General features: G+C 71.7%; 23 protein-coding genes and 1 pseudogene. 21 read left to right on the top strand and 3 right to left on the bottom strand.

Going from position 1 to position 26673, the window contains the following annotated elements:
- Nucleotides 1-11: 11 nt before the first annotated feature.
- The 21 genes from V6U89_RS12580 (at nucleotide 12) to V6U89_RS12480 (ending at nucleotide 24712) form a co-directional block, all read left to right on the top strand.
- On the top strand, nucleotides 12-1229 hold the full coding sequence (locus V6U89_RS12580) for a cell wall anchor protein (protein ID WP_334571109.1): 1218 nt from the start codon (nucleotides 12-14) through the stop codon (nucleotides 1227-1229).
- 404 nt (nucleotides 1230-1633) lie between these two features.
- Nucleotides 1634-2824: a hypothetical protein gene (locus V6U89_RS12575; RefSeq protein WP_334571107.1), complete on the top strand. Its 1191-nt coding sequence runs from the start codon at nucleotides 1634-1636 to the stop codon at nucleotides 2822-2824.
- A 552-nt stretch (nucleotides 2825-3376) separates the two neighbouring features.
- The gene (locus V6U89_RS12570) at nucleotides 3377-4612 is read left to right on the top strand and encodes an LPXTG cell wall anchor domain-containing protein (RefSeq protein WP_334571106.1); all 1236 of its coding nucleotides are present in this window, start codon (nucleotides 3377-3379) and stop codon (nucleotides 4610-4612) included.
- Nucleotides 4613-4722: 110 nt separating this feature from the next.
- Nucleotides 4723-5433 carry a demethylmenaquinone methyltransferase gene (locus V6U89_RS12565; protein ID WP_154940367.1) on the top strand — a complete coding sequence of 237 codons (711 nt, stop codon included), beginning with the start codon at nucleotides 4723-4725 and terminating at the stop codon, nucleotides 5431-5433.
- A gap of 87 nt (nucleotides 5434-5520) precedes the next feature.
- Nucleotides 5521-5745: a hypothetical protein gene (locus V6U89_RS12560; RefSeq protein ID WP_334571104.1), complete on the top strand. Its 225-nt coding sequence runs from the start codon at nucleotides 5521-5523 to the stop codon at nucleotides 5743-5745.
- Between the two features lie 134 nt (nucleotides 5746-5879).
- Entirely contained in the window at nucleotides 5880-7157 is a 1278-nt protein-coding gene (locus V6U89_RS12555; RefSeq protein WP_334571103.1) for a geranylgeranyl reductase family protein, read from the top strand.
- 133 nt (nucleotides 7158-7290) lie between these two features.
- Nucleotides 7291-7656 carry an NADH-quinone oxidoreductase subunit A gene (locus V6U89_RS12550; protein ID WP_088959279.1) on the top strand — a complete coding sequence of 122 codons (366 nt, stop codon included), beginning with the start codon at nucleotides 7291-7293 and terminating at the stop codon, nucleotides 7654-7656.
- A 14-nt stretch (nucleotides 7657-7670) separates the two neighbouring features.
- The gene (locus V6U89_RS12545) at nucleotides 7671-8348 is read left to right on the top strand and encodes a NuoB/complex I 20 kDa subunit family protein (protein WP_088959278.1); all 678 of its coding nucleotides are present in this window, start codon (nucleotides 7671-7673) and stop codon (nucleotides 8346-8348) included.
- Complete coding sequence (locus V6U89_RS12540) at nucleotides 8345-9082, top strand: NADH-quinone oxidoreductase subunit C (RefSeq protein ID WP_334571102.1); 738 nt, start codon at nucleotides 8345-8347, stop codon at nucleotides 9080-9082. Before V6U89_RS12545 ends, V6U89_RS12540 begins: the two co-directional genes overlap by 4 nt.
- A complete protein-coding gene (locus V6U89_RS12535) occupies nucleotides 9079-10404 on the top strand; it encodes an NADH-quinone oxidoreductase subunit D (RefSeq protein WP_334571101.1) in 1326 nt (441 codons plus the stop codon). The genes V6U89_RS12540 and V6U89_RS12535 overlap by 4 nt, the downstream gene beginning before the upstream one ends.
- Nucleotides 10401-11549, top strand: coding sequence for an NADH-quinone oxidoreductase subunit NuoE (gene nuoE, locus V6U89_RS12530; RefSeq protein WP_334571100.1), 1149 nt, complete (start codon nucleotides 10401-10403; stop codon nucleotides 11547-11549). The genes V6U89_RS12535 and nuoE overlap by 4 nt, the downstream gene beginning before the upstream one ends.
- The gene (gene nuoF / locus V6U89_RS12525; RefSeq protein ID WP_179802750.1) at nucleotides 11546-12862 is read left to right on the top strand and encodes an NADH-quinone oxidoreductase subunit NuoF; all 1317 of its coding nucleotides are present in this window, start codon (nucleotides 11546-11548) and stop codon (nucleotides 12860-12862) included. The genes nuoE and nuoF overlap by 4 nt, the downstream gene beginning before the upstream one ends.
- A complete protein-coding gene (locus V6U89_RS12520; protein WP_334571098.1) occupies nucleotides 12862-15378 on the top strand; it encodes an NADH-quinone oxidoreductase subunit G in 2517 nt (838 codons plus the stop codon). The genes nuoF and V6U89_RS12520 overlap by 1 nt, the downstream gene beginning before the upstream one ends.
- On the top strand, nucleotides 15375-16727 hold the full coding sequence (gene nuoH, locus V6U89_RS12515) for an NADH-quinone oxidoreductase subunit NuoH (protein ID WP_334571096.1): 1353 nt from the start codon (nucleotides 15375-15377) through the stop codon (nucleotides 16725-16727). The genes V6U89_RS12520 and nuoH overlap by 4 nt, the downstream gene beginning before the upstream one ends.
- Nucleotide 16728: 1 nt before the next feature.
- The gene (nuoI, locus tag V6U89_RS12510; protein WP_334571094.1) at nucleotides 16729-17385 is read left to right on the top strand and encodes an NADH-quinone oxidoreductase subunit NuoI; all 657 of its coding nucleotides are present in this window, start codon (nucleotides 16729-16731) and stop codon (nucleotides 17383-17385) included.
- Nucleotides 17382-18152, top strand: coding sequence for an NADH-quinone oxidoreductase subunit J (locus V6U89_RS12505; protein WP_334571092.1), 771 nt, complete (start codon nucleotides 17382-17384; stop codon nucleotides 18150-18152). The genes nuoI and V6U89_RS12505 overlap by 4 nt, the downstream gene beginning before the upstream one ends.
- Complete coding sequence (gene nuoK / locus V6U89_RS12500; RefSeq protein WP_088959269.1) at nucleotides 18149-18448, top strand: NADH-quinone oxidoreductase subunit NuoK; 300 nt, start codon at nucleotides 18149-18151, stop codon at nucleotides 18446-18448. Before V6U89_RS12505 ends, nuoK begins: the two co-directional genes overlap by 4 nt.
- A gap of 11 nt (nucleotides 18449-18459) precedes the next feature.
- The gene (gene nuoL / locus V6U89_RS12495) at nucleotides 18460-20388 is read left to right on the top strand and encodes an NADH-quinone oxidoreductase subunit L (protein WP_334571091.1); all 1929 of its coding nucleotides are present in this window, start codon (nucleotides 18460-18462) and stop codon (nucleotides 20386-20388) included.
- Nucleotides 20389-20452: 64 nt separating this feature from the next.
- Nucleotides 20453-21985 carry an NADH-quinone oxidoreductase subunit M gene (locus tag V6U89_RS12490; RefSeq protein ID WP_154940345.1) on the top strand — a complete coding sequence of 511 codons (1533 nt, stop codon included), beginning with the start codon at nucleotides 20453-20455 and terminating at the stop codon, nucleotides 21983-21985.
- Nucleotides 21982-23535 carry an NADH-quinone oxidoreductase subunit NuoN gene (gene nuoN, locus V6U89_RS12485; protein ID WP_334571089.1) on the top strand — a complete coding sequence of 518 codons (1554 nt, stop codon included), beginning with the start codon at nucleotides 21982-21984 and terminating at the stop codon, nucleotides 23533-23535. The genes V6U89_RS12490 and nuoN overlap by 4 nt, the downstream gene beginning before the upstream one ends.
- A gap of 91 nt (nucleotides 23536-23626) precedes the next feature.
- On the top strand, nucleotides 23627-24712 hold the full coding sequence (locus tag V6U89_RS12480) for a polyprenyl synthetase family protein (protein ID WP_334571088.1): 1086 nt from the start codon (nucleotides 23627-23629) through the stop codon (nucleotides 24710-24712).
- 39 nt (nucleotides 24713-24751) lie between these two features.
- Here the strand turns inward: V6U89_RS12480 and V6U89_RS12475 are convergent, their stop codons facing one another.
- The 3 genes and pseudogenes from V6U89_RS12475 to V6U89_RS12470 all read right to left on the bottom strand — a co-directional run bounded on the left by V6U89_RS12475 (nucleotide 24752) and on the right by V6U89_RS12470 (nucleotide 26561).
- Nucleotides 24752-25111 carry a hypothetical protein gene (locus tag V6U89_RS12475; RefSeq protein WP_334571087.1) on the bottom strand — a complete coding sequence of 120 codons (360 nt, stop codon included), beginning with the start codon at nucleotides 25109-25111 and terminating at the stop codon, nucleotides 24752-24754.
- 61 nt (nucleotides 25112-25172) lie between these two features.
- Nucleotides 25173-25343: pseudogene (locus V6U89_RS30180) on the bottom strand (DUF6915 family protein); the annotation flags it as partial.
- A gap of 33 nt (nucleotides 25344-25376) precedes the next feature.
- Entirely contained in the window at nucleotides 25377-26561 is a 1185-nt protein-coding gene (locus V6U89_RS12470) for an MFS transporter (RefSeq protein WP_334571086.1), read from the bottom strand.
- Nucleotides 26562-26673: the final 112 nt, after the last annotated feature.

The raw sequence follows: 26673 nt of genomic DNA, 5'->3' as shown, positions 1-26673 counted from the left end.
GGGAACCTTCCATGATCTTCCGTAACCGGCCGTTGGCGCGGCTGGGCGCCGTCGCGCTGCTCGCCTCCGGCGCGTTCACCGTCCTCGGCACTCCGGCGTACGCCGACAACCCGGCCACCGACCTGTCGCTGGACGTCGCGGGCACCCGCGTCGCGGCGGGCACCCCGGGCAAGATCGCCTTCGCCAAGCTCTCCAACACGGGCGAGAACACGCCGACCGAGGTCGTGCTCGCCGTCGATGTGTCCAAGCTGGACCCCGCCAAGGTGGACGTCATACCTCTGCTCGAACAGTGCGAGGAGATCACGGTCGAGGGGCGGCGCACGTGGGCGTGCGCGCTGACCAAGGAGGAGATCCCGACGCCGGGCGCGACCCTCGAGCTGCCGGCGCTCGCGTTCAAGGACACCGACGCGGTGACGGGCGACTACTCGGCGCCCGTCACGTTCCAGATCCAGTCGGAGAACGACACCGACACCACGAACAACTCCCGGACCACCCAGGTGGAGTTCACCGCCGAGAGCGGCGTGGACCTGCTGGTGCTGGCGCCGGACGTGCGTACCCAGGTCTTCTGGCGGGCCGACGGCGAGCCGGACGTGAAGAAGTCGACCCTGAACCCGGGCGACGAGACGACCGTCTTCGCACTCATCCTCAACCAGGGCGACATGATCGCCGACGGGGTCGACCTGAAGATGTCCCTGCCCAGGGGCGTCACCTTCAGCCAGGACCTGAAGGAGTGCGAGTACACCGCCGACCGGCGTACCGCCGACTGCCGGAGTGGCCTCACCCGGCTCAAGCCCGGCGCCGACCTGTACGGCGTCTTCCCGGTGAAGGTGGCGGCCGACGTCGATGCTCCGGTCAGCCTGACCGGCGGCGCCGTCGAGGTCAGCTCGCGAGGCGCGCTGCCGGCCACCGAGCGGAGCCTGGCCGACACCCCGAGCGAGCTGGCCTCGTTCCTCACCACGACGGCGCCGGCCGGGCTGGCCACCGACGTGGACCCGAGCGACAACAGCGACAACTTCGCGGTGATCGTGGCGGCGAAGACCGGCGGCGATGGCGGCGGCGATGGCGGCGGCGAGGGTGGCGGCGGCGGGCTGCCGGTGACCGGTCCGCGGGCCGGCCTGCTCGGTGGCGTCGGCGCGGCGGTGCTGGCCGCCGGTGGCGCGATGTTCGTGCTGGCGCGTCGCCGCCGGGTGGTCCTGGTGACTCCGGGCGACGAGAAGCCGACCGCCTGACCGGCGGGAGTGGGACCGACCGGCCGCGACGAGGCCGGTGGACGCGGGTGGGACGGGTTGCCGTCCCACCCCGCGCCGTATCACGGGGTCCATCCCGCCGCGACCGACCGGAAGTCGTGCCCGAATGGTCGCGCACTTCTCCTCGATCGCCATGCCCGGCGGCGTCCCGGCAGGCAGTTGCCGCTGGTGGACGCCGGTTGACCGGCGGCGGTTGCCGGGTGGCGTGTTCCTGGTGGCCGTTCGGGCGAGAAGCCGGTCGCGGCTGTCCCCACAAGCTTGGGTAATCCGGGCGCTCCGGCGGATGATGCCCGGCCGGACCGCCCGGCACGGGGTGGCGGGACTGATCGACGGCCGCTAGCGTGCGGCGGCGTACCCGGCCGCTCTTCCCAACGGGGGAAAATTCCATGATCTTCCGCCACCGACCGCTGGCGCGGTTCGGCGCCGCCGCGCTGCTCGCCTCCGGTGTGTTCACCGCCCTCGGCACCCCGGCGCACGCCGAGGGGGCCGGCACCGACCTGTCGCTCGACGTCGCCGGCACCCGGGTCGCCGCGAACGTCGAGGGCAAGGCCGCCTTCATCAAGATCAGCAACAAGGGTACGAACGAGGCGTCCAGCGCCAAGGTGAACGTGGACGTCACCGAGTTGGACCCGAGCAAGGCCGAGGCGATCCCGCTGGCCGACGACTGCGAGGAGATCACCCTCGACGGCCGCCGCATCTGGCAGTGCGCGCTCTTCGACGGCAACCTGCCGACGCCGGGTCGCACCGCCGAGGTGCCGCTGCTGGTGTTCAAGGACAATGTGGAGGGCGCCTACTCGGCGCCGGTCACCATCACCCTCGTCTCGCCGGACGACACCACGCCGGACAACAACACCAGGACCGTGCAGGTGGAGTTCACCGAGGAGAGCGGCGTCGACCTGGGCGTGCGCGTCCCCGACGTGACCAAGCACATCGGGCCGGACGAGTACGACCCCGACACCGAGGGCCTCCCGCCGCTGCGTCCCGGCGACACCACCGTGCTCGTCGGTCACATCTTCAACCAGGGTGACCTCGCCACCGACGGCCTCCGGGTGACCCTGGAGCTGCCGACCGGCGTCACCTTCGCCACCACCTTCACCGACTGCGAGCACTCCACCGGCAACCGGAAGGCGACCTGCGAGATCGAGAACCTCGCGCTCACCGCCGACGGCGACGACCTGCACATCTTCGTGCCGATCACCGTCGCCGCCGACGTGGCGGCGCCGGTCGCCCTCAAGCCCGGCACGGTGACCGCGACCGCCCTGGGCCAGGCGCCGGCGGACCGGCCGTCGGTCAAGGCCGGCACTCCGAAGCTGCCGTCCATCATGAAGCTGGTCCCGGCGCACGAGGTCGACCCGAGCGACAACAGCGACGACTTCGCGGTGATCGTGGCAGCGAAGACCGGCGGCGGTGGCGGCGGCGAGGGTGGCGGCGGCGGGCTGCCGGTGACCGGTCCGCAGGCCGGCCTGATCGGTGGCGTCGGCGCCGCGGTGCTGGCCGCCGGTGGCGCGCTGTTCGTGCTGGCGCGGCGTCGGCGGGTGGTGCTCGTGACCCCGGGCGACGAGAAGCCGACCGCCTGACCGGCGGGTGTGGATCCACCGGCCGCGACGAGGCCGGTGGACGCGGGGTGGGACGGGCGGCCGTCCCACCCCGCGCCGCGTCCCGGGTCTATCCCGCCGCGACCGACCGGAAGTCGTGCCCGCGGGGGTCGGACGGGCATTCATGGCGGCCGTTCGGACGACGGTTGACGGGTGAGCATCGGTGCAAGGCCGGTGGTCCGGACAATCGCCTGGTGACGGCTGGGGCACAGCTCGGAAACGATCGGCGCGCAGGGATGGCGGGGCCGCGCCGGCGACGGCTAACGTGCGGCCGACGCACCTGCTACTTCGCGGGATTCGCCGGCGGCGGGAAGCGGGCAGCCGGGGGCACGTCCTCCATCGGCCCATGAGGGCCGTTCACATATAACGCACGGCAGTGGGGGCGGGATGGGTGACCATCCCGCCCCCACTGTTTCGTCCGGACGGGCGCCGATGGCCGCGAATCGCGCGGCGGCGCTGGCGCACGCCCGTCGATCTCCGATACCGTCCGCTCGGTCCGCAACCCATTCCACAGTCCCTAACCCCGGGGGATCGATGACACTGTTCCACCGCTCGGCCCTGGCGCGCGCCGGTGCCGTCGCCCTGCTCGCCGTCGGTGGTCTCGCCACCGTCGCCGCCCCGGCGTACGCCGCCGACCAGGCGGATCTCGAGCTGATCCCGATCAGCAAGGAGCTGGCCAAGGGCGTCAAGGAGGCCAAGGCCAAGCCGTTCAAGTTCCAGGTCGACAACACGCGCGGCACCGTCGACGCCAAGGACGTCGCGGTCACCGTCGAGACCAAGGGCCTCAAGGCCGGCAAGGTCGGCGTGGTCGTCCCGGACGGCTGCGAGGTCGAGGACACCCGCTTCACCTGCCTGCTCGGCGACCTGACCGCCGGCACCACTGAGGACTTCGGCATCCCGCTCTTCTCCACGGGCGGCCGCGGCGACGCCGGCACGCTGACGGTCACCATCAGCGCGGCGACCGCCGACCCCGACCTGGAAAACAACACCGTCGAGCACGACATCACCGTCGCCCGACCCGGCTACGACCTCACCACCTGGGTGCAGGACGTGTACGCCGACGTGGCGGTCGACGGCGACGAGGCCGGCGAGTCGGGTCTCACGCCGGTCAAGCCCGGCGACACCGCCCCGCTGGACTGGGCGATCTACAACGACGGCAGCCGGAAGGCGACCGGCGTCGCGTACGGCATCACGCTGCCGGCCGGCGTCACCTTCGCCGAGGTGCCCGAGGGCTGCGTCGAGCAGGAGCTGGGTGGGCTCGCCCAGGCGTACTGCGAGGACGCCGGCGCGGTGCTGCGGCCGGGCCAGTTCTACACCTCTGACGTACGCGTGAAGGTCGGCGCGGACGTCACCGAGAAGGTGCTCCGGCCGGGCTTCGTCTTCGCCGCCGGTCTCGACGGCGCCCAGGGGCAGCCGGAGGAGGAGCCGCAGGTCGCCAGCCTCGGCCAGCGCCGGGCGTTCACCGAGACCGACGACCTGGACAACACCGCCCAGTTCGACGTCTTCGTCGACCTGAGCACCGGGCCGTCGCCGAGCCCGAGCCCGACCGGCCAGCCCACCGCCACGCCGAGCGGCCAGCCGACCGCGACCCCGACCTCGGGCGGCGGCACCGGTGGCGGTGACGGCGGCCTGCCGGTGACCGGCGTGCAGGTCGGCCTGATCGGTGGCATCGGCGGCGCCGTGCTGCTCGCGGGCGGCGCGCTGCTGGTGCTCTCCCGCCGCCGCAAGGTGGTGCTGGTGACCCCGGGCGACGAGAAGTCCGAGGACTGATCCGACGAACGACGCGAGGGCGGGATGGGCGACCATCCCGCCCTTTCGCGTACCCGCCGGCCGGCCGACCCAGCGCCCGTCGGGCGCAGCCGGGCTGGCAGAGTGGAGGGGTGAGCCGAACTCCGCAGGGCCAACGCGCCAGCCTGGACAAGCAGCCGCACGAGGTCGCCGCGATGTTCGACGGCGTGGCGGCCCGCTACGACCTGACCAACACCGTCCTCTCCTTCGGGCAGGACCGGTCCTGGCGGCGGGCCACCCGGGCCGCGCTCGACCTGCGGCCCGGGGAGCGGGTGCTGGACGTCGGCGCGGGCACCGGGGTCTCGACCGAGGAGCTGGCCCAGTCCGGGGCGTACGCGATCGGCGCCGACCTGTCGCTGGGGATGCTGCACGCCGGCAAGCGGACCCGGCCGGGAGTGCCGCTGCTGGCCGGTGACGCGCTGAAGCTGCCCTTCGCCGACGCCAGCTTCGACGCGGTGACCATCTCCTTCGCGCTGCGCAACGTCAACGACACCGACGCGGCGCTGCGCGAGCTGGCCCGGGTGACGAAGCCGGGTGGCCGCCTGGTGGTCTGCGAGTTCAGCACCCCGGTCAACCCGGCCTTCCGCACGGTCTACCTGTCGTACCTGATGCGGTCGCTGCCGACGGTGGCGCGCGCGGTGTCCAGCAATCCCGACGCGTACGTCTATCTGGCGGAGTCGATCCGGGCCTGGCCCGACCAGGCGGCGCTCGCCGCCCGGGTCGGTGCGGCCGGCTGGGGGCGGGTGGCCTGGCGCAACCTGACCGGCGGCGTGGTGGCGCTGCACCGGGCGATCCGCGATTGACGACGCCGGGCCGGTGGCGATCCGGTCAAACAACCTTCTTTCGTGAATATCCGTCTTTGGTCCACTTTGCCCCGTAGGCTCGCCCCCATGACGGGATCAGAGCAGGTGGGTGGGGCCACCGACGAGGACGCCGCCGAACTCATCGCCCAGCTCAAGGAGCTGGCCGGCGCGGATCCCGCGGACGTCCGGCAGGTCGTCGCCGAGGTGCTCGCCGCGCTGGACCGCGCCGCCGGCGGGGCGCTGCGCGAGCACCTGCCCGAGACGATCCGGGTCGACGCCGGCCTGGACACCGCCGCGCCGGCCCGCCCCTGACCTCGGCACGGACGCCGAACGGCGGATTTCCGGCGAGTTAGGTACCCCTCATCCGGCAGTGGTGTAACGCCGGTCATAGACTCCAACCCGATCGGCTTGTGAAGCATTTCACGAGCATGCGGGAGGAGGCGCAGATGACCGCGGTGGAGAACGACGCCGACGTGATCGTCGTGGGCGCCGGTCCCGGAGGATCGGCGACCGCGTACCACCTGGCGCGGCACGGCGTGCGTGTGCTGCTGCTGGAGAAGACCGAGTTCCCTCGGGAGAAGGTCTGCGGCGACGGGCTCACCCCGCGCGCCGTACGGCAGCTCGTCCGGATGGGTGTGGACACCTCACCCGAGGCGGGTTGGCTGCACAACAAGGGCCTACGGGTGATCGGCGGCGGCGTACGCCTCGAACTGGACTGGCCCGACCTGGCCAGCTTCCCCAACTACGGCCTGGTCCGCACCCGGCTGGACTTCGACGACCTGCTCGCCCAGCGCGCGGTCGCCGCCGGCGCCAAGCTGCGCACCAGCGTGAACGTGGTCGGTCCGGTGCTCGACGCCGACGACCGGGTGATCGGCGTGCAGGCGGAGGTCGGCCCGGAGAAGGAGCCGGCCACCTTCCGCGCGCCGCTGGTGGTCGCCGCCGACGGCGTCTCCGGCCGCTTCCCGCTCGCCCTCGGGCTGGCCAAGCGCGAGGACCGGCCGATCGGCGTGGCCGTCCGGCGCTACTACCGCTCCCCGGCCAAGCACGACGACAACTACCTGGAGTCCTGGCTGGAGCTGCGCAGCAAGGACAGCGGCGACAACCTGCTGCCCGGCTACGGCTGGATCTTCGGCCTCGGCGACGGCCGGGTCAACGTCGGCCTGGGCGTGCTCAACTCCTCCTCGGCCTTCGGCAAGACCAACTACCGCCGGCTGCTCACCGACTGGCTGGCCAACACCCCCGAGGACTGGGGGATGACCGACGAGGCGAACGCCGAGGGCCCGATCCTCGGCGCGGCGCTGCCGATGGGCTTCAACCGGGTTCCGCACTACACCCGGGGCGTGCTGCTGGTCGGCGACTCCGGCGGCATGGTCAACCCGTTCAACGGCGAGGGCATCGCGTACGCGATGGAGTCCGGCGAGCTGGCTGCCGAGGTGATGGTGCAGGCGCTGGCCCGGCCCGCCGGCCCGGAGCGGGAGCGCGCGCTGGCGGCGTACCCGACGGAGCTGAAGGCGCGGTTCGGCGGCTACTACCGGCTCGGCGGGATCTTCGTGAAGCTGATCGGCCGTCCGGAGATCATGCGGATGGCCACCAAGCACGGCATGCCGCACCCGACCCTGATGCGCTTCGTGCTCAAGCTGCTGGCCAACCTGACCGACCCCCGGGGCGGGGACGCGATGGACCGGGTCATCAACGCGATGACGAAGGCGGCGCCAGCCGTCTGAACGACCACGTCCGGGCCGGTGCCGGCCCGGACGGGGAGAGAGATCGACCCCCGCCGGAGGACCCGGCGAGGGACGTGAATAGTGTGATTTTCGTCAAGCACCAGGGGCAGGGGAAGGACGAGCAGGAGAAAAGATGTCGCTCTCGCCTTACGCACCGATCATCGGGCTGTTCGCCCTCGCCGCGGGGTTCTCGCTGTTCTCCGTGGCCGCCGCCCGCTTCGCCGGTCCCCGGCGCTTCAACAAGGCCAAGCTCGAGGCGTACGAGTGCGGCATCGAGCCGAGCCCGCAGCCGGTCGGCGGCGGTCGGTTCCCGATCAAGTTCTACCTGACGGCGATGCTCTTCATCGTCTTCGACATCGAGATCATCTTCCTCTACCCCTGGGCGGTCTCGTTCGACGCCCTGCCGATCTTCGGCTTCGTGGAGATGGTCATGTTCATCGTCGCGGTCTTCGTCGCTTACGCCTACGTGTGGCGGCGCGGCGGCCTGGACTGGGACTGAGGGAGGTACGTCAGATGGGCATCGAGGAGAAGCTCCCCGCCGGCGTCCTGCTCACCTCCGTGGAGAAGCTGGTCAACTGGTCGCGGAAGTCGTCCGTCTGGGGCGCCACCTTCGGCCTGGCCTGCTGCGCCATCGAGATGATGGCCGCCGGTGGCCCGCACTACGACATGGGCCGCTGGGGCATGGAGGTCTTCCGGGCCTCGCCGCGTCAGGCCGACCTGATGATCGTGGCCGGCCGGGTGAGCCAGAAGATGGCTCCGGTCCTGCGCCAGATCTACGACCAGATGGCGGAGCCCCGCTGGGTGCTCTCCATGGGCGTCTGCGCCAGCAGCGGCGGCATGTTCAACAACTACGCGATCGTCCAGGGCGTCGACCACGTGGTGCCGGTGGACATGTACCTCCCCGGCTGCCCGCCCCGGCCCGAGATGCTCATCGACGCGATCCTCAAGCTCCGCGAGAAGATCATGTACGAGCCGCTGGGCGCGAACGGCCGCAAGATGCTCCAGGCCCGCCAGGAACGCGGCGACGTCCCGGTCGTGCCGTACGGCTCGATGCCGTCCTCGTACCGCAACGACAAGGCCCGGCGTGCCGAGTGGACGAAGGCTGTCCGCGAGGGGCGCGAGGAGCAGCTGCGGATCGAGAACTGGATGAACGCCCAGAACCACCTCCACGCGCACGGGGGCCCGAAGTGACCGCACCGAACGACAGGACCACCGACGGCGGGGTGCCGGTACCGGTAACCCCGGCGGGGGCCAGCAGCGGCGCCCCCGCCGAGCACCCGCCGTCCAGCCCGGCCGGCCGAGGCATGTTCGGCAACCAGGGCAGCGGTGACGTCTCCGGCTACGGCGGCCTGGTCCGCCAGCGCCGGCCGATCGAGGAGACCCCCCGGCCGTACGGCGGGTACTTCGACGAGGTCCGCGACGCGCTGGAGGAGGCGTACCCGGCCTTCGGCGACGCGATCGAGAAGGTCGTCGTCGACCGCGGCGAGCTGACCCTGCACGTCCGCCCGGAGCGGATCGCCGAGGTCTGCCAGGTGCTGCGGGACGACCTGGCGCTGCGCTTCGAGCTGTGCTCCTCGGTGTCCGGGGTGGACTACCTCGGCGCGGACGACCGGCGGCTGCACGTCGTCTACCAGCTCACCTCGATGACCTACCGGCGTCGGGTCCGGCTGGAGGCCGCGGTCTCCGCCGAGCAGCCGCACCTGCCGAGCGTCACCGCCGTCTACCCGACCGCCGACTGGCAGGAGCGGGAGGCGTACGACATGTTCGGCATCGTCTTCGACGGCCACCCCAACCTCACCCGGATCCTCATGCCGGACGACTGGGAGGGGCACCCGCAGCGCAAGGACTACCCGCTCGGCGGCGTGCCCGTCGAGTACAAGGGCGCGGAGATTCCCCCGCCGGACCGTAGGAGGTCCTACCAGTGACCACGTCCAACTACGCGACCGAGCGCGAGACCACCGAGGGCAGGGTCTTCACCGTCACCGGCGGGGACTGGGACCAGGTCGTCGCCGGCACGGACCCGATCAACGACGAGCGGATCGTCGTCAACATGGGTCCGCAGCACCCGTCGACGCACGGCGTGCTCCGGCTGATCCTGGAGCTGGAGGGCGAGACGGTCCGCGAGGCCCGCTCGGTCGTCGGCTACCTGCACACCGGCATCGAGAAGAACCTCGAATACCGCAACTGGGTCCAGGGCTCGACCTTCGTGACCCGGATGGACTACCTCTCCCCGCTGTTCAACGAGACGGCGTACGCGCTGGCGGTGGAGAAGCTGCTCGGCATCACCGACGAGGTGACCGAGCGGGCCACCACCATCCGGGTCCTGATGATGGAGCTGAACCGGATCTCCTCGCACCTGGTCTGGCTGGCCACCACCGGCATGGAGCTGGGCGCGATCTCGATCATGCTGTACGGCTTCCGCGAGCGGGAGTACATCCTCGACATCTTCGAGACCATCACCGGCCTGCGGATGAACCACGCGTACGTCCGACCGGGCGGCGTCGCGCAGGACGTGCCGGACGAGGCGGTCGCCAAGATCCGCGACTTCCTCAAGATGATGCCGAAGAAGCTCAAGGAGTACGAGGACCTCCTCTCCGGCCAGCCGATCTGGACCGAGCGGACCAAGGGCGTGGCGGTCCTCGACGTGACCGGCTGCGTCGCGCTCGGCGTGACCGGCCCGGTGCTCCGCTCCGCCGGCCTGGCCTGGGACCTGCGCAAGACCATGCCGTACTGCGGGTACGAGACGTACGAGTTCGACGTCCCGACCCACCCGGACGGCGACGTCTGGGGTCGCTACCAGGTCCGGCTCGCCGAGATCCGCGAGTCGCTGAAGCTGGTCGAGCAGGCGCTGGACCGGTTGAAGCCGGGCCCGGTGATGGTCGCCGACCGCAAGATCGCCTGGCCGGCGCAGCTGGCCATCGGTGTGGACGGCATGGGCAACTCGCTGGAGCACGTCGCCAAGATCATGGGTCAGTCGATGGAGTCGCTGATCCACCACTTCAAGCTGGTCACCGAGGGCTTCCGGGTTCCTCCGGGCCAGGTGTACGTCGGCATCGAGTCGCCCCGCGGCGAGCTGGGCGTGCACGCGGTCTCCGACGGCGGCACCCGGCCCTACCGGGTGCACTACCGGGAGCCGAGCTTCGTCAACCTGCAGGCCCTCCCGGCGATGGCCGAGGGCGGCCTGATCGCCGACGTGATCGCCGGTGGCGCCTCGCTGGACCCCGTGATGGGTGGATGTGACCGATGACGACGACTTTCACTGAGCAGACCCGGGAGCGGGCGCGGGAGATCATCGCCCGGTACCCGGCCGACCGGTCCCGGTCGGCGCTGCTGCCGCTGCTGCACCTGGTGCAGTCCGAGGAGGGCTACGTCTCCCCGGCCGGCGTCGAGTTCTGCGCCGAGGTGCTCGGGCTGAACAAGGCCCAGGTCGGCGCCGTGGCGACCTTCTACACCATGTACAAGCGCAAGCCGACCGGCGACTTCCTGGTCAGCGTCTGCACCAACACCATGTGCAACGTGCTCGGCGGCCAGGAGGTCTACGACACCCTCGCCGAGCACCTGGGCGTGGGGCACGACGAGACCACCGCCGACGGCAAGATCACCCTGGAGCACGCCGAGTGCCTCGCGGCCTGCGACTACGGCCCGGTGATGACCGTCAACTACGACTTCTTCGACGGCGTCGACCCGCAGGGCGCGCTCGGGGTGGTCGAGGAGCTGCGCGCCGGCGGCCGGCCGATGCCGACCCGGGGCGCCCGGCTCTGCACGCTCAAGGAGATGGCGGTGCAGCTCGCCGGTTTCGCCGACGAGCGCGAGGGCGCGGTCGCCGACGGCGGGCCGGGTGAGCCGACCCTGCGCGGCCTGCGCCTGGCCGAGCAGCACGGGATCTCGGTGCCCGGCTTCGACCCCAGCACCCCGATCCGGAGCAAGGCGGAGGCCGACCAGGCCGCCGCGCAGGCGAAGGCCGCGGAAGCCGCCAAGGCCGAGCCCGCCGCGGCCCCGCCCGCGAGCGGCAACGGCGCCAAGCCGGGTACGCCCGGCAACGCCGGTGCCGGCGAGCCGGCTCCCGCCGCCGCGGCCAGCGGCAGCACCGCCCCGGACGTGAAGGCGCCGGACGACAAGTCGCCGCAGGTGCGTACCGCCGAGACCCGGCAGCCGGACGCGCAGACCGCCGTGCCGGACGCCCCGGGCACCAAGGTCCCGACGGACAGCAGCGCGCCGGCGCCGCGCGACGCGCAGGAGGCGGAGGCCGCCGGCGTGGCGGCCAACCCGCCGGCCGGCGACGGCAAGCCCGCCGGCGACGAGGCCGGTGCGCAGCAGCGCAACCTCAAGGAAGCGGAGGCGGGAGCCAACGCCGGCCCCGCCGTCGCGAGCGAAACGGGGGGCCAGAAGTGACCACGCCTCGGCCGGAGACGCTGGCCAAGCTCACGCCGGTGCTCACCAAGCGCTGGCTGTCGCCGGACGCCTGGCGGATCGGCACCTACGAGAAGCTCGACGGCTACGCGGCGCTGCGCAAGGCGCTCAAGGCGCACCCGGACGACCTGATCCAGCTGATCAAGGACTCCGGCCTGCGCGGCCGTGGTGGCGCCGGCTTCCCCACCGGTCTCAAGTGGGGGTTCATCCCGCAGGGCGACGGCAAGCCGCACTACCTCGTGGTGAACGCCGACGAGGGCGAGCCGGGCACCTGCAAGGACCTGCCGCTGATGACGCACGACCCGCACTCGCTGGTCGAAGGCGTGATCATCGCGTCGTACGCGATCCGGGCCAACCGGGCCTACATCTACATCCGGGGCGAGGCGGTGCACGCCGCGCGCCGGCTGCGCAACGCCGTGCAGGAGGCGTACGCCAAGGGCTACCTCGGGCGCAACATCCAGGGCACCGGCTTCGACCTCGACCTGGTGGTGCACTCCGGCGCCGGGGCGTACATCTGCGGTGAGGAGACCGCGCTGCTGGACTCGCTGGAGGGCTTCCGGGGCCAGCCCCGGCTGCGCCCGCCGTTCCCGGCGACCCACGGCCTGTACGCCAGCCCGACCGTGGTCAACAACGTCGGCACCATCGCCAGCGTGCCGTACATCGTGCTGGGCGGCGCGGACTGGTGGAAGACCATGGGCACGGAGAAGTCCTCCGGCCCGATGATCTACTCGCTCTCCGGCCGGATCGCCAACCCGGGCCAGTTCGAGTGCTCAATGGGGATCACCCTCCGCGAGCTGATCGAGCTGGCCGGCGGCATGCAGCCCGGGCACAACCTGCGGTTCTGGACGCCGGGCGGCTCGTCGACGCCGCTGCTGACCGCCGAGCACCTGGACGTGCCGCTGGACTTCGAGGGGGTGGCGGCGGCCGGCTCGATCCTGGGCACCACGGCCACCCAGATCTTCTCCGACCAGGACTGCCCGGTCTACGCGACCTACCGGTGGCTGGAGTTCTACCACCACGAGTCGTGCGGCAAGTGCACCCCGTGCCGCGAGGGCAACTACTGGATGGTCCGGGTCTACCGGCGGATCCTCGCCGGTCAGGGCACCCACGAGGACCTGGACACCCTGCTCGACACCTGCGACAACATCCTGGGCCGCTCGTTCTGCGGCCTCGGTGACGGTGCGACCAGCTCGGTGACCTCGTCGCTGAAGTACTTCAAGCAGGACTACCTCGACTACATCGAGGGACGTACCGCGCCGAAGCTGTCGGACAAGCAGTTGGTGGGAGCGCACTGATGACTGACGTCGTAAAGGCCCCCGACACCGTCACGCTCACCATCGACGGCGTCGAGGTCACCGCTCCCAAGGGGGCGCTGCTGATCCGGGTCGCCGAGCAGTTGGGCACCGAGATCCCGCGCTTCTGCGACCACCCGCTGCTGGCCCCGGCCGGCGCCTGCCGGCAGTGCCTGGTCGAGGTGGAGGGGCAGCGCAAGCCGGTCGCCTCCTGCACCCAGACCGTCGCCGACGGCATGGTGGTACGCACCCAGCTCACCTCCCCGGTCGCCAAGAAGGCGCAGGAGGGGGTCATGGAGCTGCTGCTGCTCAACCACCCCCTCGACTGCCCGATGTGTGACAAGGGCGGCGAGTGCCCGCTGCAGAACCAGGCCATGTCCACCGGCCGCACCGACTCCCGGTTCCACGAGCACAAGCGGGAGTACGAGAAGCCGATGCCGATCAGCACCCAGGTGCTGCTCGACCGCGAGCGCTGCGTGCTCTGCCAGCGCTGCACCCGGTTCTCCGAGGAGATCGCCGGCGACAAGTTCATCGACCTGATGGGCCGGTCGTCCGCCGAGGAGATCAACATCTACCGGGACGACGCGTACGGCGCGGAGTCCGGGGACGACAGCGGTGACGTGCCGTTCAACTCCTACTTCTCCGGCAACACCGTGCAGATCTGCCCGGTGGGCGCGCTGACCGGCGCGCAGTACCGGTTCCGGGCCCGCCCGTTCGACCTGGTCTCCAGCCCGAGCGTCTGCGAGCACTGCTCGGCCGGTTGTGCCCAGCGCACCGACTGGCGGCGGGGCAAGGTGCTGCGCCGGCTGGCCGGCGACGACCCGGCGGTGAACGAGGAGTGGAACTGCGACAAGGGCCGGTGGGGCTTCCAGTACACCCGCGCCTTCGACCGGCTCAGCACCCCGCTGGTCCGCGACGAGCGCACCGGCGAGCTGCGTGAGGCGTCCTGGAGCGAGGCGCTGACCCGGGCCGCCGACGGGCTGCGCGCCGCCCGGGACTCCGCCCGGGGCACGGCGGTGCTGACCGGCGGCCGGCTGACCGTCGAGGACGCCTACGCGTACGCGAAGTTCGCCCGGGTCGTGCTGCACACCAACGACATCGACTTCCGGGCCCGGCCGGTCTCCCGCGAGGAGGCCGACTTCCTGGCCAGCACGGTCGCCGGAGCCACCGAGGTGACCTACGCCGACGTGGAGAAGGCGCCCGCGGTGGTGCTGGTCGGCCTGGAGCCGGAGGAGGAGTGCCCGATCCTCTTCCTGCGGCTGCGCAAGGCGTACCTGAAGAAGAAGCTGACGGTCTACGCGATCGCCCCGTTCGCCACCCGTGGCCTGGAGAAGCTCGGGGCCAAGCTGGCCCGGGTGGTGCCGGGCGAGGAGGCGAGCGTGCTCGCCGAGCACGACACGGTGGCCGAGGCGCTCAGCGCCGAGGGCGCCATCCTCTTCGTCGGCGAGCGACTGGCCACCGTGCCGGGCGCGCTCTCCGCCGCCGCGGACGTGGCCCGGCGTACCGGGGCGAAGCTGGCCTGGGTGCCCCGGCGCGCGGGTGACCGCGGCGCGGTCGACGCGGGCTGCCTGCCCAACCTGCTGCCCGGCGGGCGTCCGGTCACCGAGCCGGCCGCCCGCGCCGAGCTCGGCGAGACCTGGGACATCCCGGCCGGGGTGATCCCCAGCCAGGCCGGGCGGGACACCGACCAGATCCTCGCGGCGGCCGCCAGCGGCCAGCTCGGCGCCCTGGTGGTGGCCGGCGTGGACCCGGCCGACCTGGCCGACCCGCGCCTGGCCGAGCAGGCCCTGGACGCGGTGCCGTTCCTGGTCAGCCTGGAGCTGCGCAACTCGGCGGTGGCCCGCCGGGCGGACGTGGTCTTCCCGGTCGCCCCGGTGGTCGAGAAGGCCGGCAGCTTCCTGGACTGGGAGGGCCGGCTGCGCACCTTCGAGGCGGTGCTGAACACCGCCGCGATGACCGACGGCCGGGTGCTGGACGCCCTCGCCGCGCAGCTCGACGTCCGGCTGGGCACCGGTGACGTGCCGAGCGTCCGGCGCGAGCTGGGCGGCCTGCCGCCGACCCGGGTCGACCGCCCGGCCGCGCCGTCCGTCGCGCCGGCCACGGTGCCGCAGCCCGGCGCCGGCCAGGCCGTGCTGGCCACCTGGCACCAGCTGATCGACCTGGGCAGCCTGACCGACGGCGACGAGCACCTCGCCGGCACCGCCCGTCCGCCGGTGGTCCGGCTGGGCAAGGGCACCGCCGAGACGCTCGGCGTCGCCGACGGCGACCCGGTGACGGTGGGCACCGACCGGGGGGCGCTGACCCTGCCGGCGGAGATCACCGAGATGCCGGACGGCGTCGTCTGGCTGCCGACCAACTCACCCGGTTCGACCGTCCGGCGCAGCCTCGGCGCGACGTCCGGCGCGGTCGTACGGATCTCCGTTCCCGCCGCCACCGGCACGGCCATCCCGGCCGGGCGGGTCGCGGCGGACGAGACCGGCCGTCCGGGTCCCCTCCTCAACGCTGGGGGTAACCAGTGAACGCGCTCTACCTGGCGCAGGACCCGACGCTGGCCGACTTCGGCAAGGACCCGTGGTGGCTGGTCCTCGGCAAGATCGTCTTCGCCTTCGTCTTCGGCCTGCTGGCCACGCTGCTCGGCGTCTGGTTCGAGCGGCGGGTCGTCGGCTACATGCAGGTGCGGCCCGGCCCCAACCAGGTCGGCCCGTTCGGCCTGCTGCAGACGCTCGCCGACGGCCTGAAGATGGCCTTCAAGGAGGACATCCTCCCGCGGGCCGCCGACAAGGTCGTCTACTTCTTCGCGCCGACCATCTCGGTGATCTGCGCGGTCACCGCGCTGTCGGTGGTGCCGTTCGGCCCGATGGTGAGCATCTTCGGCCACTGGACGCCGTTGCAGGTCACCGACGTGCCGGTGGCGGTGCTGGTGCTGCTGGCCTGCTCCTCGATGGGCATCTACGGCATCGTGCTCGGCGGCTGGGCCTCCGGCTCGACGTACCCGCTGCTGGGCGGCCTGCGCTCCAGCGCCCAGATGATCTCGTACGAGGTCGCGATGGGGCTGAGCATCGTGGCGGTGTTCATGACCGCCGGCACGATGTCGACCAGCGGGATCGTCGCCGCCCAGGCGAACGGCACCGAGCTCAGCATCGGCGGCGCCAACCTCCCGGCCCCCGGCTGGTACGCGATCCTGCTGCTGCCCAGCTTCATAATCTTCTTCATCTCCACCGTCGGGGAGACCAACCGGGCGCCGTTCGACCTGCCCGAGGCGGAGTCCGAGCTGGTCGCGGGCTTCATGACCGAGTACAGCTCGCTGAAGTTCGCGCTCTTCATGCTCTCCGAGTACGTCTCGATGGTGACCATGTCCGCGGTCACCACGACGCTCTTCCTCGGCGGCTGGCGGGCACCGGCGCCGATCACCACCTTCTGGGCCGGGGCCAACTCCGGTTGGTGGCCGATGCTCTGGTTCTTCGGCAAGGTGCTGATCCTGGTCTTCGTCTTCGTCTGGCTCCGGGGCACGCTGCCCCGGCTCCGCTACGACCAGTTCATGCGCTTCGGCTGGAAGGTCCTGCTCCCGATCAACCTGGTCTGGATCCTGGTCCTGTCCGGGCTGCGCTCGATCGAGGACTGGCAGTCCCGGGACCGGCTGCTCGCCACCGCCATCGGCGCGGGCGTGCTGCTGCTGGTGACGCTCTTCTGGCCGAGCCGCCGGCAGGAGCGGAAGCCGACCGTGCAGGAACAGGTCAACAGTCGGCCGCACGGCAGCTTCCCGCTGCCTCCGATGGACCTTCAGGTACCACCGAGCCCGCGCACCAAGCGCGTGGTCGCCGAGCGGGAGCCGGCCAACATCGCCGGCTCGGACTCCAGGGAGGTGTGACGTGGGCGCGATCACCGGAACGTTCAAGGGCTTCGGTGTCACCTTCTCGCACATGTTCAGGAAGGTCGTCACCACCGACTACCCGTTCAAGCCGCCGGTGTCGGCGCCGCGCTACCACGGGCGGCACATCCTCAACCGGCACCCGGACGGCCTGGAGAAGTGCATCGGCTGCGAGCTGTGCGCCTGGGCCTGCCCGGCGGACGCGATCTTCGTCGAGGGTGGCGACAACACCGACGAGCAGCGCTTCTCGCCGGGTGAGCGGTACGCCAGCGTGTACCAGATCAACTACGCCCGGTGCATCTTCTGCGGGCTCTGCATCGAGGCCTGCCCGACCCGTTCGCTCACCATGAGCAACGAGTACGAGCTGGCGCGGGACAACCGGCAGGACCTGATCTTCACCAAGGAGCAGCTGCTCGCGCCGCTGCTGCCGGGGATGGAGCAGCCGCCGCACCCGATGCGGCTGGGTGACAGCGAGAAGGACTACTACGTCGGCGCGCTGACGAACCCGGGCACCTCGGCCGGTGCCGAGCACGCGGCCAACAGCCCGGGCCGTTACCAGGTCGAGGAGCACCCCGGGGTGACCTTCCCCGGCGCCGAGCAGCACGCCCAGCGGGCCGCCGCCGACGGGTCCGCGGCAGGCAAGGGAGCGGGAGCATGACCACGCAGACGGTGCTCGCCGCGGCGGGCCAGGTGTCCGGCGGCGAGGAGGTCACCTTCTGGATCCTCGCCCCGCTCGCGCTGATCGGCGCGATCGGCATGGTCTGGGCCCGCAACGCCGTGCACTCGGCGCTCTGGCTGGTGCTGACCATGCTCTGCCTGGGCGTGTTCTACGTGCTCCAGGCGGGTCCGTTCATCGGCATGGTGCAGATCATCGTCTACACCGGCGCGATCATGATGCTCTTCCTCTTCGTGCTGATGCTGGTCGGCCGGGACGCCTCCGACTCGCTGATCGAGACGCTGCGCGGCCAGCGGGTCGCCGCGGTGCTGCTCGGGCTCGGCTTCGCCGGCCTGGTCGGCACCGGCCTGTCCCGGGCGCTCGACGGGGTCACCGCGGTCGGCCTGGAGCAGGCCAACGCCGAGGGGAACGTCCAGGGCATCGCGCGGCTGCTCTTCACCAAGTACGTCTTCGCCTTCGAGCTGACCTCCGCGCTGCTGATCACGGCGGCCGTGGGCGCGATGGTGCTGGCGCACATCGAGCGGCGCCGGGAGGACAAGATGGACCAGGTCGCCACCATGCGGTCCCGGTTCCGCCCCGGCAACTACCCCGGTCCGAAGCCCGGGCCCGGCGTCTTCGCCACCTCCTCCTCGGTGGCCACCCCGGCCCGCCTGCCCGACGGCCGGCTGACCGACCGCAGCACCCCGGCGATCCTTCCGCAGCGGGAGCTGACCGCCGAGGAGACCACGCTGAAGGGGACGGACAAATGACGCCGGACTACTACCTGATCCTCGCCGCCGTGCTCTTCACCATCGGCGCCGTCGGCGTGCTCGTGCGACGCAACGCGATCGTGCTGTTCATGTGCGTCGAGCTGATGCTCAACGCGGCCAACCTGACGCTGGTCACCTTCAGCCGGATCAACGGTGACCTCAACGGCCAGATCATGGCGTTCTTCGTGATGGTGGTGGCCGCGGCCGAGGTCGTGGTCGGGCTCGCGATCATCATGTCGATCTTCCGGACCCGGCGCTCCGCGAGCGTCGACGACGCCAACCTGCTGAAGTACTGAGGGGCCCTGCGGTGGAAGAGACTGTGGAATACGCCCACGCCACGGGCCTGCTGAGCAGCGTCTGGCTGCTGGTGGCGATCCCGCTGGTCAGCGCGGCGATCCTGCTGCTGCTCGGCCGGCGGGCCGACCGCTGGGGGCACTGGCTCGGCGTGGCGGCGATCGGCGCCGCGTTCGTGCTCGGGCTCAGCTACTTCTTCCAGCTCCGCGGCCTGGACAACAAGTCCGTCGAGCTGAGCCTGTGGGACTTCATCACGGTCGGCAACCTGAAGGTGGACTTCGGTCTGCTCTTCGACCCGCTGGCCGCGGTCTTCGTCCTGCTGATCACCGGGGTGGGTTTCCTGATCCACCTCTACGCGGTCGAGTACATGGCGCACGACGAGGGCCGGCGACGGTTCTTCGGGTACTTCAACCTCTTCGTCGCCGCGATGCTGCTGCTGGTGCTCGGCAACAACTACGTGATGCTCTACTTCGGCTGGGAGGGCGTCGGCCTGGCGTCGTACCTGCTGATCTCCTTCTGGTACGGGCGGCCGAGCGCGGCCACCGCCGGCAAGAAGGCGTTCCTGATGAACCGGGTCGGCGACGCCGGCCTGGCGATCGGCATCTTCATCATGTTCGCCACCCTCGGCACCACCCAGTACGACGAGGTCTTCAACGGCGTCGGCGCGCTCCAGGCCGGCACCGTGCTGGCGCTGGGCCTGCTGCTGCTGCTCGGCGCGGCCGGCAAGTCCGGCCAGTTCCCGCTCCAGGCGTGGCTGCCGGACGCGATGGAGGGCCCGACCCCGGTGTCGGCGCTGATCCACGCCGCCACCATGGTCACCGCGGGCGTCTACCTGATCGCCCGGTCCAACCCGATCTTCACCGCCAACGCCACGCTCCAGCTGGTCGTGGTGAGCGTCGGCGCGCTGACCCTGCTGATGGGCTGCGTCATCGGCGCCGCCAAGGACGACATCAAGCGGGTGCTGGCCTGGTCGACGGTTAGCCAGATCGGCTACATGTTCCTCGGCGTCGGCCTCGGTGGCGGCGCCTACGCGCTGGCGATCATCCACCTGCTGGCGCACGGCTTCTTCAAGGCCAACATGTTCCTCGGCGCCGGCTCGGTGATGCACGGCATGAACGACCAGGTGGACATCCGCCGCTTCGGCGGCCTGTCGAAGCACATGAAGATCACTTGGATCACCTTCGCCATGGGCTGGCTGGCGATCATCGGCATTCCGCCGCTCTCCGGCTACTTCTCCAAGGAGCCGATCATCGCGGCGGCGTTCGAGCGGGAGGGCTGGACGGCCTGGCTCTTCGGCGGCGCCGCGCTGCTCGGTGCCGGGCTGACCGCGTTCTACATGACGCGGCTCTTCGTGCTCACCTTCCACGGGCCGAAGCGGTGGACCGAGGACATCGAGCACCCGCACGAGTCGCCGAAGCTGATGACCATCCCGCTGATCCTGCTGGCCATCGGGTCGGTGCTGGCCGGTGGCCTGATGGCCTGGAACGACGGGGTCGCCTCCTGGCTGACGCCGGTGCTGGGCGAGGAGGCCGGCGGTGAGGCGCACGGAGTGCTGTCGCATGGCGTGATCACCGCGCTTTCGCTGCTGGTCACGGTCCTCGGCGCCGGGCTCGCCTGGATGCTGTTCCGTAACGGCACGGCCACCGCGCCACAGCCGGCCGGCGTGCTGGTCACCGCGGCCCGGCGCAACCTCTACACCGACGCCTTCAACGAGGCGGTCTTCGAGAAGCCGGGCATCTTCCTCACCCGGGCGCTGGTCTTCCTCGACAACCGGGGCGTCGACGGGCTGGTCAACGGCCTCGCCGCGGCGGTCGGCGGTGGGTCGGGCCGGCTCCGGCGGCTGCAGACCGGCTTCGTCCGGTCGTACGCGACGTCCATCCTCACCGGCGCGCTGCTCGTGGTGGCGGCGTTCCTGGCCGTGCAGGCGGGGTGGCTGGCGTGATCGACCTCAACACGCCCGCCCCCACCGGCGGAGGGCGCAGTGACGACGGAGGTAAGGCCGAATAATGTCCAACTTCCCGTTCCTCTCGGTGCTGACCGTGGCACCGCTGGTCGGCGCCCTGGTGGTGGCCTTCCTGCCGCGCCGCCGGCCGGAGCTGGCCAAGCAGGTGGCGTTCGGCTGGTCGCTGCTGGTGCTGGTGCTCTCCGTGGTCATGTGGGTCTCGTTCCAGGCCGACGGCGACCGGCTCCAGTTCCGTGAGTCGTACGCCTGGATCCCGACCTGGGGCGTCAACTTCACCTTTGCCGCCGACGGCATCGCGCTGGTCATGCTGATGCTGATCGCGGTGCTGGTGCCACTGGTGATCCTGGCCTCCTGGCACGACGCCGAGTCGTCGAAGCGGTCGGTGCCGGTCTACTTCGCCCTGCTACTCGTCCTCGAGTGCACGATGATCGGCGTCTTCGCCGCCGCCGACGTCTTCCTGTTCTACGTGTTCTTCGAGGTCATGCTGGTCCCGATGTACTTCCTGATCGGCAGCTACGGCGGCCACCAGCGGCAGTACGCGGCGGTGAAGTTCTTCCTCTACTCGCTCGTCGGCGGGCTGTTCATGCTCGCCGCGGTGATCGGCCTCTGGGTGGTCGGCGGGAAGACCTTCGACTGGCAGGCGCTGACCCAGGTGGACATCTCCACCGGCACCGAGCGCTGGCTCTTCCTCGGCTTCTTCCTCGCCTTCGCGATCAAGGCGCCGTTCTTCCCGTTCCACACCTGGCTGCCGGACGCCGGTGGCGCCGCTCCGGCCGGGGCCGCCGCCCTGCTGGTCGGCGTGCTCGACAAGGTCGGCACCTTCGGCATCCTGCGCTACTGCCTGCCGCTGTTCCCCGAGGCGTCGAAGTGGTTCGCCCCGTGGGCGCTGGCGCTGGGCCTGATCGGCATCATCTACGCGGCCCTGCTCGCGGTCGGCCAGTCCGACCTGAAGCGGCTGGTGTCGTACACGTCGATCGCGCACTTCGGCTTCATCGGCGTCGGTATCTTCGCCTTCACCACCCAGGCCGGCACCGGCGCGGTGCTCTACATGCTCAACCACGGCCTCGCCACCGGCCTGCTCTTCCTGGTGGTGGGCATGCTGATCGCCCGTCGCGGCTCGGCCCTGATCAAGGACTTCGGCGGGGCGGGCAAGCTGGTGCCGCTGCTGGCCGGGGTGCTCTTCTTCGCCGGTCTGGCCTCCCTGGCCCTGCCCGGCACCGCGCCGTTCGTCTCCGAGTTCCTGGTGCTGATCGGCACCTTCACGGTGAACAAGCCGGTCGCGGTGATCGCCACGCTCGGCATCATCCTGGCCGCCGCGTACGTGCTCTGGATGGTGCAGCGCACCACGCAGGGCACGCTCAATCCGGAGCTGACCGAGGTCGAGGCCATGCGCCGTGACCTCAGCCTGCGTGAGAAGGTCGTGGTCGCACCGCTGATCGCCCTGATCGTGCTGCTCGGCTTCTACCCCAAGCCGGTCACCGACGTCATCAACCCCGCCGTCCAGGCGACCATGAACGACGTCGGCCGGACCGATCCCGCCCCGACGGTCGGCAGCGTCCAGGAGGCCGCAAAATGACCGAGCTGAAGTTGCCGTCGATCGACTACGCGGCGCTCGCTCCGATCCTGATCATGCTGGGCGTCGCTCTGCTCGGCGTACTGGTGGAGGCCTTCGTGCCGCGCCGCCGGCGGCACGCCGTGCAGCTCTCGCTCGCCCTGCTGGCGGTGCTCGCCGCGCTGGTGATGACGGTGCTCAACGCCGACGACCGGCTGCTCACCGCCGGTGGGGCGATCGCGGTGGACGGCCCCACGCTCTTCCTCCAGGGCGCCATCCTGGTGCTCGCCGCGATGGCCCTGCTGCTGATCGGTGACCGCACGGTGGAGCGGGGCGGGGCGTTCGTCGCCCAGGCCGCGGTCACCGCCGAGTCGGCCGACGACCGGCGGCAGGCCGAGGGGAGCAACGGCGCCACCGAGGTCTACCCGCTGACCACCTTCGCGATCGGCGGCATGCTGATCTTCGTGGCGGCGAACGACCTGCTGACCATGTTCATCGCGCTGGAGGTCTTCTCGCTCCCGCTCTACCTGCTCTGCGCGCTGGCCCGTCGCCGGCGGCTGCTGAGCCAGGAGGCGGCGATGAAGTACTTCCTGCTCGGGGCGTACGCGTCGGCGTTCTTCCTGTTCGGCGTGGCGCTGATCTACGGCTTCACCGCCGGCATCCCGGGCCGGTCGGCCGGCGTCGACTTCGCCACCGTGCACGCCGCGGTGAAGGAGTCGCCCGCCAGCCAGGTGCTGCTCTTCGCCGGGATGGCGCTGCTCGCCATCGGCCTGCTCTTCAAGGCCGCCGCCGCGCCGTTCCACGTCTGGACCCCGGACGTCTACCAGGGCGCCCCGACGCCGGTCACCGGCTTCATGGCGGCCTGCACCAAGGTGGCCGCCTTCGGCGCCCTGCTGCGGGTGTTCCACGTGGCGTTCGCCGACGCGGCCTGGGACTTCACCCCGGTCCTCGGGGTGGTCGCGGTGCTCACCATGCTGGTCGGCGCGGTGCTGGCGGTCACCCAGACCGACATCAAGCGGCTGCTGGCGTACTCCTCGATCGCCAACGCCGGCTACCTGTTGGTCGGTGTGCTCGCGCCGACCGGCGAGGGCGTCTCCGGCACCATGTTCTACCTGGCCGCGTACGGCTTCTCGGTGCTCGCCGCGTTCGCCGTGGTGACCCTGGTCCGGGACGCGGACGGCGAGGCCACCCACCTGTCCCGCTGGGCCGGGCTGGGCCGCCGGTCGCCGTTCTACGCCGGGATCTTCACCTTCATCCTGCTGGCCTTCGCCGGTATCCCGCTGACCAGCGGCTTCACCAGCAAGTTCGCGGTCTTCGGTCCGGCGCTGGAGAGCGGCCACGCCTGGCTGGTGGTGGCCGGCGTGCTGACCAGCATGGTGCTGGCCTTCCCGTACCTGCGGGTCGTGGTGATGATGTGGCTCTCCGAGCCGGGCGAGAGCACCCCGACCGTCACCGTGCCGGGCGGGTTGACCGCGACCGCGCTCATGATCGGCGTGGCGGCCACCCTGGTCCTGGGCGTGGCCCCGGCTCCCCTGCTCGACCTGGCCACGGACGCCGCAGCGTTCGTGCGGTGAGACGTCTGCCCGAGGACGCGGGGCCGGTGCGCGATGGCGCGCCGGCCCCGCGCCTGTATCCCCGCTCCCTAGCAGGTCGAACGGGTGTGGCATGGTGGAAGGCGTGGTGAATCCGGCTGGCGAGCGTTCAGGCGTCGTCGGCTCCGGCGGTCGTCGGAGCCGGGCGGGCACGAGTCAGGTCGGCGCGCTCGGGGTGCATCTCACCGATCCGCGCGTCGAGGCCTCCGTGCTGGGCGTGCTCGACGGCGTCGAGGCCGAGCTGCGGGCCAGTGTGGCCAGCGCCGACCCGTTCGTCACCGAGGCCGCCCGGCACCTGGTGGAGGCCGGCGGCAAGCGGTTCCGGCCGCTGTTGGTGGCGCTGGGGGCGCAGTTCGGCGACCCGACCGACGCGCAGGTCGTCCCGGCCGCCGTGGTGATGGAGCTCACCCACCTGGCGACGCTGTACCACGACGACGTGATGGACGAGGCCGCCGTGCGGCGGGGCGCCCCGAGCGCCAACTCCCGCTGGACCAACTCGGTGGCGATCCTGGTCGGCGACTACCTCTTCGCCCGCGCCGCGGATCTCGCCGCCGACCTGGGCACCGAGGCCGTCCGACTCCAGGCGCGCACCTTCGCCCGCCTGGTGCACGGCCAGATCGCCGAGACCGTCGGCCCCCGGGCCGACGAGGATCCGGTGGCGCACTACCTGCACGTGATCGCCGAGAAGACCGGCTCGCTGATCGCCACCTCGGCCCGCTTCGGCGGCATGTTCGGCGGGGCGTCGGCGGAGCACACCGAGGCCCTCGCGGGCTACGGCGAGACCATCGGGGTCGCCTTCCAGCTCTCCGACGACCTGCTCGACATCGCCAGCGAGTCGGTGCAGTCGGGCAAGACGCCCGGCACCGACCTGCGCGAGGGTGTGCCGACGCTGCCGGTGCTCTACGCCCGGGCGGCCGACGACTCCGACGCGGCCTCGGTGCGGCTGCGGGAGATCCTGGCCACCGGCCCGCTGGTCGACGACGCCCTGCACGCCGAGGCGCTCGGCCTGCTCCGCGAGTCGCCGGCGCTCAAGCGGGCCCGGGAGACCGTCCGCAGCTACGCCGAGGACGCCCGCGCCCAGCTCGCCCCGCTCCCGCAGGGCCCCGCCCGCGGCGCCCTCGAATCCCTCTGCGACTACATCGCCGACCGCACCAGCTGACACCGCCGCCCTGGGCCGCCCCACCTCGGGCCCGGCCCGTCAGTCGTGCTCGTAGAACTGCACGGCGATGCCGTCGCGGCGGACGGTGACCGTGGCGTGGTCGCCGAACGCGTCGAGCAGCACGTCGTCGAAGCCCCCTTCGGCCAGGGCGTCGGCAAGCGCCCGGACCCGCTCGTACCGGGGCTCGTCCGCGCCCGTGTAGGGCCACTCCCGGCCGGCCTCCCACCCCCGCCAGCCGAGGGTCGGGTGGGGGTCCTCGTACCTGCCGACGCGCAGGTCGTCCGGGTCGGCGTCGGGCCGGTCGGCGGTGGTCCGCACCCAGAGGCGGTCGATGCCGAAGTGGCACGGCTCGCCGTCGTTGAAGTAGGGCGTGTACTGCTGCCAGCCGAACTCGACCACCGCCTCGTCGTCGAGGAGCGCCCGGAGCAGGGGTTGCAGCTCGGCCAGCGGTCGCTGCGCCGAAGATCCGCTGGCAGAGGTAGATGCCGGCGGTGTGGTGGTACATCGAGCGGTGCCGGACGTCCCCGATGAGCTGCTTCGAGGAGTCGATGAACTCCTCGATCGGCAGGTAGTCCTCCGGGGTGCCGCCCCACTTCCGCGCCGCGGACTGGGCGTGGTGCCACGAATTCATGATCGGCAAGGTAGTCGCCGGCACCGACAGATGTCAGCCCCGGTGGATCAGCATCCGGCTGCCGAGCAGCATGAACGCGGCGGCGGCCAGCATCGCGACGGCGGCGGTGAGCCACATCGCCGGATAGCCGGCCGCGCTGGCGGTCGCGCCCAGGGCGAGCGGGCCGAGGCAGCCGCCGGCGTACACCCCGGTCTGGGTGATCGAGGTGGCGGCGGCCGGGGCCTGCGGGTGCAGCCTGACCACCGCGAAGTTCATCAGCCCCGGCCACGCCCAGCCCAGGCCGAAGCCGAGCACCACGCCGACCACCAGCGGCACCGCGCCGGCCAGGGCGAGCAGCCCCAGCCCGGCCGCCCCCACCACCAGCATCCCGGCGATCACGGCCACGTGCCCCTCGGCCCGCCGGTCGGCGAGCCAGCCGGCCCCGATCCGGGCGGTGACGCAGACCGCGCTGCCCAGGGTGAGGGTCAGTCCCGCCAGCCCCGGCGCGAGGCCGCGCGCCACCGACGAGTCCACCACGAAGGTGCCCAGCGCGTTGGCGGCCGCCGCGGCGAGGGTCGCCGCCACGCCGACCACCACCAGGGCCGCGGTGGCCCGCCCGCCGCGCGCCCCGGCGGCCTTGTCGGCCGGGGCGGCCTGCCCCGGGGGTACGGCGGGCAGGGCGGCCAGGGCGGCCCCGGCGGCAGCCACGAACGCCCAGCGCCAGCCGGCGGTGAGCGCGATGGTGGGCACCGCCGCGCCGGCCAGCAGGGTGGAGACCGGAATGGCCGCCTGCTTCACCCCGAAGGACAGGCCCTGCCGCCGGGCCGGCACGTGCCGGGCCAGCGCCGCGTTGCTGGCGAGCTGCCCGAGCGCGTTCGCCGCGGCGCTCAGCCCGAGCAGGGCCACCAGCACCGGGTACGACCGGGCGAGCACCGCGATGGCGAACAGGCAGCCGGCGGCCAGCAGGATGCCGGCCCGGGCCACCACCGCCGGGCCGTACCGCTCGACCAGCCAGCCGGACGGCACCGAGGCCAGCGCGCTGATGCCGAAGTAGACCGAGACGGCCAGACCCAAGCCGGCGGGGGAGAAGCCGAGATCGTCACCCATCTGCACGGCCAGGCCGCCGACGAGGAACACCGGCAGGACCGAGGCGACGGTGGTGGCGATGGCGCCGGCGCCGGCCCGCAGCGGGGCTACGGCCGGCGGGCTGGGCGAGGGAGTGAGCGCGGTGTCGGTCATCGTCTGGCCAACCTACGTGAGCCCAGCTCACGGGCGCTCGGCGTGTCGCAGCGATACACGCCACGTGCGGTCCGATCTGGAATCCTCGACCCGAACGGGCGTTCCGTCCCCG

The organism is Micromonospora sp. CPCC 206171 (assembly GCF_036906755.1).
GTDB classification, from domain to species: Bacteria; Actinomycetota; Actinomycetes; order Mycobacteriales; family Micromonosporaceae; genus Micromonospora; species Micromonospora purpureochromogenes.
This window is presented reverse-complemented; position numbering and strand designations above follow the sequence as displayed.

Bases quoted from the DNA above. Each gene is read 5' to 3' on its own strand.
- V6U89_RS12580 (WP_334571109.1), top strand. From the start codon at position 12: ATGATCTTCCGTAACCGGCCGTTGGCGCGGCTGGGCGCCGTCGCGCTG.
- V6U89_RS12575 (WP_334571107.1), top strand. From the start codon at position 1,634: ATGATCTTCCGCCACCGACCGCTGGCGCGGTTCGGCGCCGCCGCGCTG.
- V6U89_RS12570 (WP_334571106.1), top strand. From the start codon at position 3,377: ATGACACTGTTCCACCGCTCGGCCCTGGCGCGCGCCGGTGCCGTCGCC.
- V6U89_RS12560 (WP_334571104.1), top strand. From the start codon at position 5,521: ATGACGGGATCAGAGCAGGTGGGTGGGGCCACCGACGAGGACGCCGCC.
- V6U89_RS12555 (WP_334571103.1), top strand. From the start codon at position 5,880: ATGACCGCGGTGGAGAACGACGCCGACGTGATCGTCGTGGGCGCCGGT.
- V6U89_RS12550 (WP_088959279.1), top strand. From the start codon at position 7,291: ATGTCGCTCTCGCCTTACGCACCGATCATCGGGCTGTTCGCCCTCGCC.
- V6U89_RS12545 (WP_088959278.1), top strand. From the start codon at position 7,671: ATGGGCATCGAGGAGAAGCTCCCCGCCGGCGTCCTGCTCACCTCCGTG.
- nuoE (WP_334571100.1), top strand. From the start codon at position 10,401: ATGACGACGACTTTCACTGAGCAGACCCGGGAGCGGGCGCGGGAGATC.
- V6U89_RS12520 (WP_334571098.1), top strand. From the start codon at position 12,862: ATGACTGACGTCGTAAAGGCCCCCGACACCGTCACGCTCACCATCGAC.
- V6U89_RS12505 (WP_334571092.1), top strand. From the start codon at position 17,382: ATGACCACGCAGACGGTGCTCGCCGCGGCGGGCCAGGTGTCCGGCGGC.
- nuoK (WP_088959269.1), top strand. From the start codon at position 18,149: ATGACGCCGGACTACTACCTGATCCTCGCCGCCGTGCTCTTCACCATC.
- V6U89_RS12490 (WP_154940345.1), top strand. From the start codon at position 20,453: ATGTCCAACTTCCCGTTCCTCTCGGTGCTGACCGTGGCACCGCTGGTC.
- nuoN (WP_334571089.1), top strand. From the start codon at position 21,982: ATGACCGAGCTGAAGTTGCCGTCGATCGACTACGCGGCGCTCGCTCCG.
- V6U89_RS12480 (WP_334571088.1), top strand. From the start codon at position 23,627: ATGGTGGAAGGCGTGGTGAATCCGGCTGGCGAGCGTTCAGGCGTCGTC.
- V6U89_RS12470 (WP_334571086.1), bottom strand. From the start codon at position 26,561: ATGACCGACACCGCGCTCACTCCCTCGCCCAGCCCGCCGGCCGTAGCC.